Origin of the sequence: Streptomyces sp. NPDC020983 (assembly GCF_044333485.1) — a bacterium.
In the GTDB taxonomy this organism is placed as follows: Bacteria; Actinomycetota; Actinomycetes; order Streptomycetales; family Streptomycetaceae; genus Actinacidiphila.
The window spans coordinates 701,832-714,833 of the sequence record NZ_JBIRRA010000001.1; the positions used below are offsets into that span (position 1 = coordinate 701,832).

Annotated in this window: 10 protein-coding genes and 1 pseudogene; 7 read left to right on the forward strand and 4 right to left on the reverse strand. The window is 74.1% G+C overall.

All coding sequences use genetic code 11. The features are described 5' to 3' along the window. Positions 1-63: 63 nt before the first annotated feature. Together ACH4SE_RS03315 and ACH4SE_RS03320 are read left to right on the forward strand one after the other, a co-directional pair. A complete protein-coding gene (locus tag ACH4SE_RS03315; RefSeq protein ID WP_398541539.1) occupies positions 64-1,047 on the forward strand; it encodes an aldo/keto reductase in 984 nt (327 codons plus the stop codon). Between the two features lie 55 nt (positions 1,048-1,102). After that, entirely contained in the window at positions 1,103-1,561 is a 459-nt protein-coding gene (locus ACH4SE_RS03320; RefSeq protein ID WP_398541540.1) for a type II toxin-antitoxin system PemK/MazF family toxin, read from the forward strand. Positions 1,562-1,652: 91 nt separating this feature from the next. Here ACH4SE_RS03320 and ACH4SE_RS03325 read toward each other — a convergent pair whose 3' ends face one another. After that, the gene (locus ACH4SE_RS03325; RefSeq protein ID WP_398541541.1) at positions 1,653-3,659 is read right to left on the reverse strand and encodes an amino acid transporter; all 2,007 of its coding nucleotides are present in this window, start codon (positions 3,657-3,659) and stop codon (positions 1,653-1,655) included. Between the two features lie 283 nt (positions 3,660-3,942). Beyond that, positions 3,943-4,773, reverse strand: a complete 831-nt coding sequence (locus ACH4SE_RS03330) for a hypothetical protein (RefSeq protein WP_398541542.1) — start codon at positions 4,771-4,773, stop codon at positions 3,943-3,945. A gap of 420 nt (positions 4,774-5,193) precedes the next feature. On the opposite strand from ACH4SE_RS03330, the gene ACH4SE_RS03335 reads away from it, so the two are divergent. Next, positions 5,194-6,066, forward strand: coding sequence for an aldo/keto reductase (locus ACH4SE_RS03335; protein WP_398541543.1), 873 nt, complete (start codon positions 5,194-5,196; stop codon positions 6,064-6,066). Between the two features lie 87 nt (positions 6,067-6,153). Here the strand turns inward: ACH4SE_RS03335 and ACH4SE_RS03340 are convergent, their stop codons facing one another. Further along, entirely contained in the window at positions 6,154-6,843 is a 690-nt protein-coding gene (locus ACH4SE_RS03340; protein WP_398541544.1) for a response regulator, read from the reverse strand. Next, the gene (locus tag ACH4SE_RS03345) at positions 6,840-8,294 is read right to left on the reverse strand and encodes a sensor histidine kinase (RefSeq protein ID WP_398541545.1); all 1,455 of its coding nucleotides are present in this window, start codon (positions 8,292-8,294) and stop codon (positions 6,840-6,842) included. The genes ACH4SE_RS03340 and ACH4SE_RS03345 overlap by 4 nt, the downstream gene beginning before the upstream one ends. Positions 8,295-8,506: 212 nt before the next feature. Here ACH4SE_RS03345 and ACH4SE_RS03350 point away from each other — a divergent pair, with 212 nt between their 5' ends. The 4 genes and pseudogenes from ACH4SE_RS03350 to ACH4SE_RS03365 all read left to right on the forward strand — a co-directional run. Then, positions 8,507-9,226, forward strand: a complete 720-nt coding sequence (locus ACH4SE_RS03350; RefSeq protein ID WP_398541546.1) for an ABC transporter ATP-binding protein — start codon at positions 8,507-8,509, stop codon at positions 9,224-9,226. After that, entirely contained in the window at positions 9,223-11,631 is a 2,409-nt protein-coding gene (locus ACH4SE_RS03355) for an FtsX-like permease family protein (protein WP_398541547.1), read from the forward strand. Before ACH4SE_RS03350 ends, ACH4SE_RS03355 begins: the two co-directional genes overlap by 4 nt. Before the next feature lie 125 nt (positions 11,632-11,756). Then, entirely contained in the window at positions 11,757-12,050 is a 294-nt protein-coding gene (locus ACH4SE_RS03360) for a zinc-ribbon domain-containing protein (RefSeq protein ID WP_398541548.1), read from the forward strand. Positions 12,051-12,367: 317 nt separating this feature from the next. Beyond that, a pseudogene (locus ACH4SE_RS03365) lies at positions 12,368-12,799 on the forward strand (ATP-binding cassette domain-containing protein); the annotation flags it as partial. Positions 12,800-13,002: the final 203 nt, after the last annotated feature.

Genomic DNA, 13,002 nt, shown 5'->3' on the forward strand with positions numbered 1-13,002 from the left:
GTCCCGCCGCCGTACGGGCGGGGCCGGGGGCCGCGGCGCGAGCGGCGTCGTAGCATCGCTGGCATGGAACAGCGTGTACTGGGCAGGACCGGCCGACCCGTCTCCGTCGTCGGCCTCGGGACGTGGCAGCTCGGCGCCGACTGGGGCGACGTCAGGGAATCCGACGCCCTGGCGGTGCTGGACGCCGCCGTCGAGTCGGGCGTGACCTTCTTCGACACCGCCGACGTCTACGGCGACGGCCGCAGCGAGCAGCTCATCGGCCGCTACCTCAAGGAGCGCCCGGACGCCGGGATCTTCGTCGCGACGAAGATGGGCCGCCGCGCCGAGCAGCTGCCCGAGAACTACAGCCTCGCGAACTTCCGCGCCTGGAACGACCGCTCGCGCGCCAACCTCGGCGTCGACACCCTCGACCTGGTGCAGCTGCACTGCCCGCCCACCGCCGTCTACACCTCCGACGCCCTCTACGACGCGCTCGACACGCTCGTCGAGGAGCAGCGCATCGCCGCCTACGCCGTCAGCGTCGAGACGTGCGACGAGGCGCTCGCCGCGATCGCCCGCCCCGGTGTGGCCAGCGTGCAGATCATCTTCAACCCCTTCCGGCTCAAGCCGCTGGAGAAGGTGCTGCCCGCCGCGGCCGCCGCGGGCGTCGGCATCATCGCGCGCGTCCCGCTCGCCTCCGGCCTGCTCAGCGGCAAGTACACCCGCGAGACCGTCTTCGCCGCGAACGACCACCGCGCCTACAACCGGCACGGCGAGGCCTTCGACCAGGGCGAGACCTTCTCCGGCGTCGACTACGAGACGGGCCTGGAGGCCGCCGTCGAATTCGCCGCGCTCGCCCCCGAGGGCGCGACCCCCGCGCAGACGGCGCTGCGCTGGATCATCCAGCAGCCCGGCGTCACCTCCGTCATCCCCGGCGCCCGCAACGTCGAGCAGGCCCGCGCGAACGCCGCCGCGGCCGGGCTTCCCGCGCTGCCGCAGCCGGTGCTGGACGGCGTGCGCGAGCTGTACGACCGCCGGATCCGCGCACAGGTGCACGACCGCTGGTGAGCGCCTGACGGCGGGGCCGTGACGCGGCGGGGGCGCGGCCGATACGGTCGTCCGGGTGACGACCTTTACCCGCAGCGACAGCCACGCCGATTTCCCGGGCGCCGACGGCCCCTACCGCACCACCCAGGCGGACCCGAAGGACGTGGGCCGGGTGCGTACCGCATACGCCCCGGCCCACGACGGCGATCCGGACCCCGGCGAGATCGTCTGGACCTGGGTGCCCTACGAGGAGAACGACGGCCGGGGCAAGGACCGGCCCGTCCTCGTCGTGGCCCGCGAGGCGGCGGGCACGCTGCTCGCGGTGCGGCTCTCCAGCAAGCGCCACGACCACGACCGCGAGTGGGTGGCGATAGGCGCCGGCCCCTGGGACCGCGAGGGCCGCGACTCGTGGGTCGACGTCGACCGCGTCCTGCGCCTGCACGAGCAGGGCATGCGCCGCGAGGCCTGCGCGCTCGACCGCGGCCGCTTCAACATCGTCGTGAACCGGCTCAAGGAGCTGTACGGCTGGAGCTGAGCCGCTCGGGCCGAGCCGCTGGGGCGGCGCCGGGGGGCGGGGCCCGGGGAGGGCCTCGGCCGCCCGCCGTACCGGACCCGGCGGCCGCCGCCTACCCGACGTGGACGCGGGGGCGGCGGGAGCGGTCCGGTTCGGCCTCGCGCAGCACCTCGCGGGTGACGGGCGCGACCTCGCCGTGGCCGAAGAGGAAGAAGCGCAGGAAGTTGCCGAAGGGGCTGCCCTCGGTCCACTCGAAGTAGATGTGCGGCTTGCAGCCCGTCAGGTCGCGTACGTGCATCAGCAGGGCCGCCAGCGCGTTCGCCACCGACGCGCTCTCCAGCGACAGCACCCGGTAGCGGCCGTGCAGCACCTGGCCGTGCACACTCAGCGCCGACTCGAACTCCGAGGCGTCCGTCACCGTCACCTCCACGAGCACCAGGTCGTCCTCGGCGGGGATGTCGTTGTCCAGCCGGATCTGCTGCAGCTTGTCGCGGTACTCGGTGGCGTCCCGCAGCCCCGGCTCGTTCGCGACGAAGCGCACCTTGCGGGTCGAGATGTCACGCACGAAGCGCTCGGCGAGCGGGTCCAGTTCGACGCTCGTCACGCGCAGCTCGAAGGCCCGCGCGAGCCGGGACAGGAACGACACCAGCATGATCCCGGCGATGAAGCACACACCGATCTTCACACCGTCCGGCCGCTCGGTGACGTTGACGACCGTCGTGTAGAGGAACACCACCGCGATGATCCCGAAGGTCACCGTCCACCGCCGCTGCCCGGCCCGCCGGGCGGCGATCGTCACCGCGATCGCCGCCGAGCTGATGAGCACCAGCACGCCCGTCGCGTAGGCGCCGCCCTGCTTGTCGACGTTCGCGTCGAAGATCCACGTCACCAGGAACGCCACGAGCGTGAACACCAGCACCATCGGCCGCACCGCACGCGCCCAGTGCGGCGCCATGCCGTAGCGGGGCAGGAAGCGCGGCATGAGGTTGAGCAGGCCCGCCATCGCGGAGGCGCCCGCGAACCACAGGATCGCGATCGTCGAGAAGTCGTAGACGGTGCCGAAACCCGAGCCCAGGTTCTCGTGCGCGAGATACGCCAGCGCGCGGCCGTTCGCCGGGCCGCCCGCCTTGAAGTCGTCCTTCGGGATCAGGACGGTGGTGATGAAGCTCGTCGTGATCAGGAACGCGCTCATGATCAGCGCCGCCGTCGTCAGCAGCTTCTTGGTGTCACGGATCCGGCCCGTCGGGCGGTCCTCGGTGTCGCCGGTGTCGCCCCGGACGTTCGGCATGACCGCCACGCCCGTCTCGAAGCCGGACAGGCCCAGCGCGAGCTTGGGGAAGATCAGCAGCGAGACGCCGATCATGACGAAGACGTTGCCGCGCTCGGCCGTCAGCCCGCTCGTCCAGTCCGTGACCAGGTGCCCGGCCGTCAGAACGCGCCACAGGCCGTCGACGACCACGACGACGTTCAGCGCCAGGTAGATCCCGACCAGGACCACCGCGACGCTGATCGCCTCCAGGAAGCCCTTGAGGAAGACCGCGCCCAGCAGCGCCACGAGGACGAGCGTGATCAGCATCTGCCGGCCCTGCAGCACCGACGAGAAGTGCGGGTTCTCCACCAGGTGGGTGGAGGCGTCGGCCGCCGAGAGGGTGATGGTGATCAGGAAGTCCGTCGCCGCGAAGCCCAGCAGGGCGAGCACGAAGAGCTTGCCCTTCCAGAACGACAGCAGCCGCTCCAGCATCGCGATCGAGCCCGCGCCGTGCGGGCTCTCCTCCGCCACCCGGCGGTAGACCGGCAGGGCGCCCGCGAGTGTCACGATCACCAGGACGACGGTCGCGATGGGGGAGAGCAGCCCGGCGGCGAGCGCGGCGATGCCCGGCTGGTAGCCGAGGGTGGAGAAGTAGTCCACGCCGGTGAGGCACATGACGCGCCACCAGGGCTGGCCGTGGGCCCCGGCCGTCTCCTCCGGCCCGTCGCCGGGCGCGGGCTTCCGGCCGCCGTTCGTGCGGCCCGCGGGCTCGTCCTTGGCCATGTCGGACAGGCCTTCGAGCATCCAGGCGCGCAGGCGCACCCGGCGCGGGTGCGGCTCGTGCTCCTTCGCCCCGACGGTGGTGGGCATGGTGACCGGGCTCCTAGGGTGCAGCGCCGTCGTGGGGCGACAGGGCGTGGTGAGGCGGGTCATCGCGGGATGACCTGGTCATTTACGCAGTCTGGTCGCCGTCGACCGTGCGCGCCACCGAGCGCGCCGCGGGCGGAAGGCCGCGGCGCGTACGGAAGCCTCGGTCAGAGTGCGGTCCCCGCGCGGCTCATGGGGAGCCGCGCGGGGTTTCCATACGCGTTCTTAACGCGTGCGGAAGAGGTCCTGACGCCGTACGGGCTTGCCGGACGGCGCGGTGCCGTGCTTACGCCTTGCCGCCGGGCTTGGAGGCGGGCTTGGAGGCGGGTTTGCCCGCGGGCTTGCCTGCTGCCTTGCCCGCCGTCCTGCCGGCCGGCTTGTTCGGCTTGAGGGGCTTGTCGGGCTTGAGGGCGGAGGAACCGGACGCGGGGGCGGGGGCGGGGGCCTCCTCGGCCTTCTCCTCGGCCTCGGTCTCGGCCTCCGCGTCCACGGCTTCGGCCTTCGCCTCGGCGTCCGCGGCTTCGGTCCCGTCCGCGGTCGCGGGGGCCTCCGCCGTCTCCTGCGCGGACTCCTCGGTCCCGGGCTCGGCCGTTCCGGGCTCCTCGGGCTCGTCCGTGGCGGCCTCCGGGTCCTCGAAGTGCTCGTCGAGGACGGCGTCCAGCTCTGCCGTCCAGGTCTTGAGCAGGCTGCGGGACCTGGCCTCGACGTGCGCCTCGAACCACCGGCGCGGGCCGGTGTAGACGGTCACCTTGAAACGCTTGCCGAAGCGCGGCGTGTCGATCTCGACGGCGCCGATCTCGTCCCAGGTGAAATCCGCCTCCTCCTCGTCGAGGCGGAAGATGATGCCGACCTTGTCCGCGAGGATCGTGGCGCGGCGGTCCGAGACCTCGAACAGCGGCTCGCCGCGGTCCACCTCGTCCTCCGCGTCCGCGTCGTCGTCCGCGGCTTCGGCCGGGGCCGGTTTCCCGGCCGCCTCGGCTTCGGGAGCGGCGGCCTCGGCGGTGACGGAGGCGTCCTCCGCTGCCGGCGCCGCGGCACCTTCCGCCGCGTCCGTGTCGGCCGGTTCCGGGGCCGAATCCTCGGCCGCGTCGGAACGCGGGGGCAGGAGACCTGGCACGAATGCCGGATCGGTCCCTGCGGGGTGTATCGCCGGTGTGATCGAACCTGTGCGCTGCTCCACGGCGGGCAGTATTGCCGATAAACCTGTGCTGTCAACAGCCGGGCGCCCTTTCGGGGGACGCGGGCGGGGGCGCCATACGCTTTTCTCCGGCCGCCGGTAAGGGCCCCTGTGCGACCTTGCGCCGTACGCGCGCACCCGGTAACGCCGCGGTGCGCCACGTCACCGGCCCGGAGAGGCGGCTGCCGGCGTTTCCGGACCACGGGCCGGTGGGGCGCCCACCCGGGGCGCTCCGCTTCCGGCCGGAGGGCGGGCGCCGGGGCCTGGCGGGCGGAGGGGCGGGAGGCCGGCGGCCCCCGAGGCGTCGGCGGCGGCCCGCCGGTGGGAGGCATAAGGTCGGCTCAGCGAAGGGAGAACGCCATGTCCGAGCCGACCACGCCAGTGGCACTGGCCTCCGGGAGTTTCCTGCTGGGCGGGGATCTGCCCGTCACCCGGTTGGGATACGGGACGATGCAGCTGACCGGGCCGGGGGTGTGGGGGGATCCGGCGGATCCGGACGAGGCGGTGCGGGTGCTGCGCCGGACGGCGGAGCTGGGCGTCAACTTCATCGACACGGCCGACGCCTACGGGCCCTTCACCGCGGACCTGCTCCTGCGGAAAGCGCTGCACCCGTACGCGGACGACCTGGTCATCGCGACGAAGGCGGGCTTCACCCGGCCGGCCCCGGGGGTGTGGGTGCCGGTGGGGCGGCCGGAGTACCTGCGGCAGCAGGTCGAGCTGAGCCTGCGGCATCTGGGGGTGGAGCGCATCGACCTGCTCCAGCTGCACCGGATCGACCCGAAGCTGCCGGTCGCCGAGCAGGTGGGGGAGCTGGCGGCACTCCAGTCGGAGGGCAAGATCCGGCACATCGGTCTGAGCGAGGTGACGGTCGCGGAGATCGAGGAGGCGAGCCGGACGGCGACGATCGCGTCGGTGCAGAACCGCTTCAACCTGGCCGACCGTGCGTCCGAGCCCGTCCTCGACTACTGCGAGGCGCGCGGCCTGGGCTTCATTCCGTGGTTCCCGCTGGCGACGGGTGCGCTCGCGGGCACGGACAGCCCCCTGACCCGCATCGCCATCGAGCACGACGCGGCCCCCTCCCAGCTGGCCCTCGCCTGGCTGCTGCGCCGTTCCCCCGTCATGCTCCCGATCCCCGGCACCTCCTCCGTCGCCCACCTGGAGGAGAACACGGCCGCCGCGGGCATCCAGCTCACCGACGAGCAGTTCCAGGCACTGGAAGCCGCCGCCTCCTGACCCGCGCCGGGGCCGCCCGCTCCTGACCCGCCGGGCCCCCAGGGGCGCGGGGGACGACGGCGGCAGCCCCACGGCAGGGGCGGGCGTTCAGTGGGGGCGGGCGGAGCCCGGGGTGACGAGGCCGCACTCGTACGCCGCCACCACCGCCTGCGCACGGTCGCGCAGCCCCAGCTTCGAGAGGATGCGCGTCACATGCGTCTTGACGGTCGCCTCGCTCACCCCCAGGGCGGCGGCCAACTCCGCATTGCTGAGGCCGCCGGCGAGGTGGCGCAGGACCTCGGACTCGCGCGGGGTGAGTGCCGCGAGGTCACGGTGGACGGTCGAGGCCCCGGCGGGGCTCGCGGCGAAGCGTTCGACGAGGCGGCGGGTGATGGCGGGAGCCAGGAGCGCGTCGCCGGAGCGGACGAGGCGGACGGCGGCGACGAGGTATTCGGGGGTGACGTCCTTGAGGAGGAAGCCGCTGGCCCCGGCGGCGAGGGCGGCGTAGACGTAGCGGTCGAGGTCGAAGGTCGTGAGGATCAGGACCCGCGGGTCGTCGGGGGCCCCGCCCAGGATGCGGCGGGTGGCCTCCAGGCCGTCGAGACCGGGCATGCGGATGTCCATGAGGACGATGTCCGGGCGGGTGCGGCGCACCGCCGCCACCGCCTCCTCGCCGTCGGAGGCCTCGGCGACGACCTCGATGCCGGCGGCGGTCAGGATCATCCGGAAGCCGGTGCGCACCAGGCCCTGGTCGTCGGCGATGACGACCCGCAAGGGCCCCTCCGTTACCGCGTTCACACGTCCCCCACCGGGATGACGGCCCGGACCCGGTAGCCGCCGGATATGCGGCGTCCGGCGTCGAGGGTCCCACCGTAGACGGCGAGGCGTTCGCGCAGGCCCATCAGCCCGCGGCCGTTTCCGGAGGCGGCGGCCGGGGAGGGGGTCCCGCCGGTGTCGGCCACTTCGACGTGGACCTCGCCGGGGTGGTAGGCGACGCGCACGGCGACGCTCGCGCCGGACGCGTGCTTGACGGTGTTGGTGAGGGCCTCCTGCGCCACCCGGTACGCCGCCAGGTCGACACCCGGGGGCAGCGGGACGGGGGTGCCGGTCACGGTGAACTCGACCGGCACCCCCGTGCCGCGCACCCGCTCGGCGAGCGCCCCGACCTGGCCGAGCCCGGGCTGCGGGGCCAGCTCCGCCTCGGGGGCGGCGTCCGGGCCGCCGGGGCCGTGGGCGTCCGGCGAGGTGGTCGTCATCGACAGCAGGCCCATCACATGGCGCAGTTCGGCCATCGCGGCGCGCCCCGCGGCCTCGACGGCGAGCAGCGCCTCGCGGGCCATCTCGGGCTCCTTGTCCAGCACTGTGCGGGCCGCGCCGGCCTGCACGGTCATCATGCTGACGTTGTGCGTCACGACGTCGTGCAGCTCGCGGGCGATCCTGGCCCTCTCGTGCTCGACGGCGAGCCGTGTGGCGGCGGCCTGCTCGGCCTGCATGGTGCGCATGCGCTGCCGCCAGATGTGCACGGTGTTGGCGGCCAGGCCCAGCGGCAGCAGCAGCATGAAGGGCACGAAGCCCGGCGACACGGACGGGAGTGCCTCGTCGCGCGCTATCAGCAGCAGCACCCCGCCGGTGACGAGGGCGCCGATCGCGCGCCGCCGGTAGGGGCTGTAGAGGGCGGCGGCGTAGGCGGCGAGCACGGTCGAGATGAAGGTGAACGGGGCCGCCGGGTCGTCCACGCCGTTCGTCGACCAGGTGGCCGAGGCCAGCGCGTGGAAGAGCAGCGACGAGCCGAGCACCGCGGTGAACGCGCCGAGCGGCCAGCGGCGGCGTAGCGCGAGGGGAAGTGCCGTGAGCGCCCCCAGGGCGACCAGCCACACGGAGGGCTGGAGCGCGCTGCTCAGGATCGTGTGCGGATCCACCGGGAAGGGGCGCCCGCCGGGGAACGGAGGCGGCTCGGGCGGGCTGGGGATGCCGGGACCGGCGACGACCTTGGGGTCGTAGCGGAAGGGGCCGTCCCCCGTCGCGCCGTTGGCCGTGGCGTACGCGGTGGCGGCGGCCAGCACGACGGCGGCGCTCACGTCCGCCGTCCAGGCCCAGCGCGACAGCGGCTGCGGCGGCGCCGCCGACCGGCCCGGCGCCGGCGCGGCGGGCCGCAGCAGCCCGCCCAGGGCGTCCCTGAGGCGGGCGGCCCCCGCGGCCGGCCCCCGCGGCCTTGCGCTGACCGGTCCCACCGGCTCCGACGTGCTCACCCGCTCAGTGTGCCGGGCCCCCACCGCCCCCCACATCCCCCCGCCGTAGCGTCCCGCCCGGCCGCGTCAGACCAGCCGCGTACATCCCCGGGATGACGCCGGACGGGGTCCGACCACGGCGGTAGCCGTCTTCCACACGACGGCCGACGCGCTGCCGCCGCCCCCGCTCCTAGCGTCTGGCGCACTGACCCGACGTCCGGCGGAGGACCCCCATGACCAGTGCACCCCTGATCGACATCCACGAGGTGCGCAAGAGTTACGACGACGGCCCGCCCGCGCTGGACCGGCTCGATCTGACCGTCCGGGCGGGCGAGGCGCTCGCGGTCCTCGGGCCCTCGGGGAGCGGCAAGTCGACGCTGCTCAACATGATCGCGGGCCTGGACCGGCCGACCGAGGGCAGCGTCACGGTGGACGGAGTCCGGGTCGACCGGCTGAGCGAGACCGGGTCGGCCCGCTACCGGCGCGAGCGCATCGGCATGGTCTTCCAGTTCTTCAACCTGCTCGACGACCTGACGGTGCTCGACAACGTGCTGCTGCCCTCGCAACTCGTCGGCGCCGGGCGGGCACAGGCCCGCGCGCGGGCGGCGGAGCTGCTGGACTACCTGGGCATCGCCCGGCACTCCCGCGCCTATCCCGGGCGGCTGTCGGGCGGCGAGCGGCAGCGCGTCGCGGTGGCGCGGGCGCTGATGAACCGTCCGGCGCTGCTGCTCGCCGACGAGCCGACCGGCGCGCTCGACACCGCCTCCGGCGCGGAGGTGCGCGCGCTGCTCACCGAGCTGAACGCGGACGGCCAGACGATCCTGCTGGTCACCCACGACCTCGCGCTCGCGGAGGCGTGTGCGAGCCGCACGATCGAGCTGGTCGACGGTCGGATTGTGCGCGACGTCAGCGGCAGCGGCACCGCGAACGGCACCGCGGCGGTGGCCCGGTGAGCGCGCTCGGCAAGGTGGTGCGGGCGGGGGTCGGGCGGCGGCGCGTCCAGACGGTGGTGATGGTGCTGACCACGATGATGGCGGTGACCGCGTCGATCATGGCCGCGGGTCTGGTCGTCGCCTCGCGCGCGCCCTTCGACCACGCTTTCGCGCAGCAGCGCGGCGCCCATCTGACGGCCCGTTTCGACGGCGGCAGGGCGACACGGGCGCAGGTCGCAGCGACCGCGCACGCCGCGGGGGTCACGGCCGCGGCGGGGCCCTTCGCCGTCGTCGCCGCCTCCCCGCGGATCACCGGGAGCGGCGGCGGGACGATCGTCTCGGAGGCCGGGCCGCTGACGATCGCGGGCCGCGCCGACCGGGGCGGCCCGGTGGACGCCGTCACGATGCTCAAGGGCCACTGGCTCACCGGCCCGGGCCAGATCGTGCTCGCGTCGCAGGACGACGGCCCGAACCTCTTCCGGCTCGGCGCGACCGCGGAGTTCCCCGGCCTGCCCGGCTCGCCGAAGCTGGAGATCGTCGGGCTCGCGCGGTCGGTCAGCAAGACGGCGGACGCCTGGGTGGTGCCCGCGCAGGCGGCCGCGTTCGTGAAGCCGGGCGGCACACCGTCGTACGAGATGCTCTACCGCTTCGCCCACGCCGGGACGAGCGCGCAGGTCGCGGCGGGGAGGGCGGCGGTGGCTGCGGACGCGCCGAAGGGGGCGCTCACCGCGGGGCTGTCGTACCTGACGACCAAGCATGTCGCGGACGAGAGAAGTGCGACGTTCGTGCCCTTCATCGTGGCCTTCGGTGTGCTGGGGCTGGTGATGTCGGTGCTGATCATCGGCATCGTGGTGAGCGGGGCGGTGAGCGCGGGCACCCGGCGCATCGGCGTGCTCAAGTCACTCGGGCTGACGCCCGGCCAGGTGGGGCGCGCGTACATCGGGCAGGCGCTGATCCCGGCCGCGGCCGGCACGGCGCTGGGTGTGCTGGTCGGCAACCTGGCGTCCGTACCGCTGCTGAGTCAGGCCTCGGACGCGTACGGTGCGGGCTCGCTGGCGGTGGCGTGGTGGCTGGACGTCGCGGTGCCCGCCGGGATGCTGGCGCTGGTGGTGGCGAGCGCGCTGGCGCCGGCGCTGCGGGCGGCCCGGCTGCGGACGGTCGAGGCGCTCGCGATCGGCCGCACGCCGCGGGTCGGGCGGGGGCGGCTGGCCGCACGGGTGGCCTCCCGGCTGCCGTTGCCGCGGGCGGTCACGATGGGGCTCGCGGGGCCGTTCGCACGGCCGGGGCGTTCCGCGACGATCTGGGTCGCGGTCGCGTTCGGCGCGATCGGCGTGACGTTCGCGTACGGGCTGGGCTCGTCGCTGTCGGCGATCCAGGACGGTCTGAACCGCGACAACCCCGGCCAGGTCACCGTGCCCGTGTACGCCCCGCCGGTGGACGCGCCGCCGCCGGGGGCCGCCGGGAACACCGGCGGTGCGCCGCCCGCGCCGGTGGGCCGCCCCGCCCCGGTGGACCGCGGCCGGCTCGTGAGCGCGATCACCGCGCAGCAGGGCACCGCCGGCTACGTCGGCGAGAGCGAGGCGCAGGTGGGTGTCGCCGGGGTGCCGGGAGCGGCGCGGGCGGACGCCTACCAGGGTGACGCCTCCTGGGCGGGCCTGCAGATGGTCTCCGGCCACTGGTTCACCGGGCCCGGCCAGATCGTGGTGGGGCACCGCTTCCTGGAGGCCACCGGCGCCCGTGTCGGCGGGACGGTCACGCTCGAAGGCGACGGGCGCAGTGCGCGGGTGACGATCGTCGGCGAGGCGCTGATCGTGGACGACGCCCTGCGTTTCTCGACCGACTACCGCACGCTCACGGCGATCGGCGTCGAGGCGCAGCCGGAGATGTTTCACGTGAAACTCGCCCAAGGGACCGATACGGACACCTATGTGGCGGGTCTCGACACGGCACTCGCCCCGCTCGGCGTCGAGGCGTTCCCGTCGGGCAGCGGCACCAGCGCCACCATCGTGGCGATGGACACGCTCATCGCCACCCTCACCCTGATGCTGGTGCTGGTCGCCGGGCTCGGCGTGCTCAACACCGTGGTGCTGGACACCCGCGAACGCGTCCACGACATCGGGGTGATGAAGGCCCTGGGCATGTCACCGCGGCAGACGGTCGCAATGGTCGTCACGTCGGTGGCCGGTCTCGGCCTGCTCGCCGGGGTCGTCGGGGTCCCCGCCGGGATGGCGCTGCACGGCGTGGTCGTCCCGGCGATGGGCTCGGCGGCCGGCACCCGTGTCCCGCACGCCGACCTCGCCGTCTTCCACCCGGTGGTCGTCACGCTGCTCGCTCTCGCGGGCCTGGTCATCGCCGCAGCGGGGGCGCTGCTGCCCGCCGGGTGGGCCGCCCGCACCTCGACCGCGGCGAGTCTGCGGACCGAGTGAGCCGGGCGCTCGCCGGGCGGGCGGCCCGGAAAACCGGAAAGGAGGTGGCGCCCCCGCATGTCCTGGTGCCGGCTTCGTACGGCACACTCTGCTGAGACAGGCATTCCCGTTGTGTGGGGGGACTCATGATCATTTTCGGCACGCGGACCTACCTCTACGCGCTGGCCATGCTCACGCTGGTCTGCGGGCGCTGCGGAAATCCGGCGGCGCACTCGCTCAAGAAGCGCGTCACGAAGTTCACGCTCTTCTTCGTGCCGCTTTTCCCGCTCAACACCAAATACATGACGCAGTGCACCTTCTGCGGCGCCGCCCAGGAGATCTCGAAGGAGCAGGCCGAGCAGCTCCAGGCGGGCGGGGTGCAGCCGCAGCCGGCCATGGGCCAGCCCGCGGTGCACGACCACCAGGGTCCCACCGCCTGAGCTTCCGCCTCAGGACTGCCTGACCACACCGCGGCCGCGGGCCCCCACGGGGCGCCCGCGGCCGCCGGCGTTTCCCGGATCCGCCCCGGGCGGGCGTCGCGCGGCGGCCGTTGCCGGGCCGTTGCGCGGTCGTTGCACGGGCTTGGTGCGCTCACCCGCTCCCGGGGGCAGACTTCCGTACGCGGGGCCGACCCGGCGGCAGGCCGGGGCCGGACAGCCGGGGCCCGGGGCAGGAGGTGGTGTGCGTGAGCGACAGCCCGCTGCTGGCCGTGCGCGGTGTCTCCAAGCGGTTCGGCGCGGTGCAGGCGCTCTGCGATGTGGGCCTGACCGTCCGGGCGGGCGAGGTCGTCGGCCTCGTCGGCGGCAACGGTGCGGGCAAGTCGTCGCTGGTCAAGGTGCTCTCCGGGGTGACCCCGGCGGACGAGGGCGTGGTGGAGTGGTGCGGCCGGCCGGTCGAGCTGCGCCGCCCGCAGGACGCCCTGGACCTGGGCATCGCCACGATCCACCAGGACCTGGCGCTGTGCGACAACCTCGACACCGTCCAGAACCTGTTCCTCGGGCGTGAGTTGCGCACGCTGGGCATGCTCAGCGAGATCCGGATGGAGAAGCGCGCCCGCGCCCTGCTGGACAGCCTGTCGGTGCCGGTCGAGAGCCTGCGCAAGCCCGTCGCGTCGCTGTCGGGCGCGCAGCGGCAGGCGGTGGCGATCGCCCGGGCACTCGTCGGCGAGCCGCGGCTGGTCATCCTGGACGAGCCGACGGCGGCGCTCGGCCCCCGGCAGGTGGCCCGGGTGCTGGAACTCGTGCAGCGGCTGCGCGAACAGCGGCTCGGGGTGCTGCTGGTGAGCCCGGAGCTGGACGAGGTGCGGGCGGTCGCGGACCGGGTGGCGGTACTGAGGGTCGGCCGCAACACCGGCCTGTTCGACACCAGGTACAGCACGCAGGAGCAGATCGA

What these genes read in the sequence shown, in the direction of transcription:
- ACH4SE_RS03335 (WP_398541543.1), top strand. Translation starts at nt 5,194, where the DNA reads ATGTCCGAGCCGACCACGCCAGTGGCACTGGCCTCCGGGAGTTTCCTG.
- ACH4SE_RS03325 (WP_398541541.1), bottom strand. Translation starts at nt 3,659, where the DNA reads ATGCCCACCACCGTCGGGGCGAAGGAGCACGAGCCGCACCCGCGCCGG.
- ACH4SE_RS03350 (WP_398541546.1), top strand. Translation starts at nt 8,507, where the DNA reads ATGACCAGTGCACCCCTGATCGACATCCACGAGGTGCGCAAGAGTTAC.
- ACH4SE_RS03360 (WP_398541548.1), top strand. Translation starts at nt 11,757, where the DNA reads ATGATCATTTTCGGCACGCGGACCTACCTCTACGCGCTGGCCATGCTC.
- ACH4SE_RS03315 (WP_398541539.1), top strand. Translation starts at nt 64, where the DNA reads ATGGAACAGCGTGTACTGGGCAGGACCGGCCGACCCGTCTCCGTCGTC.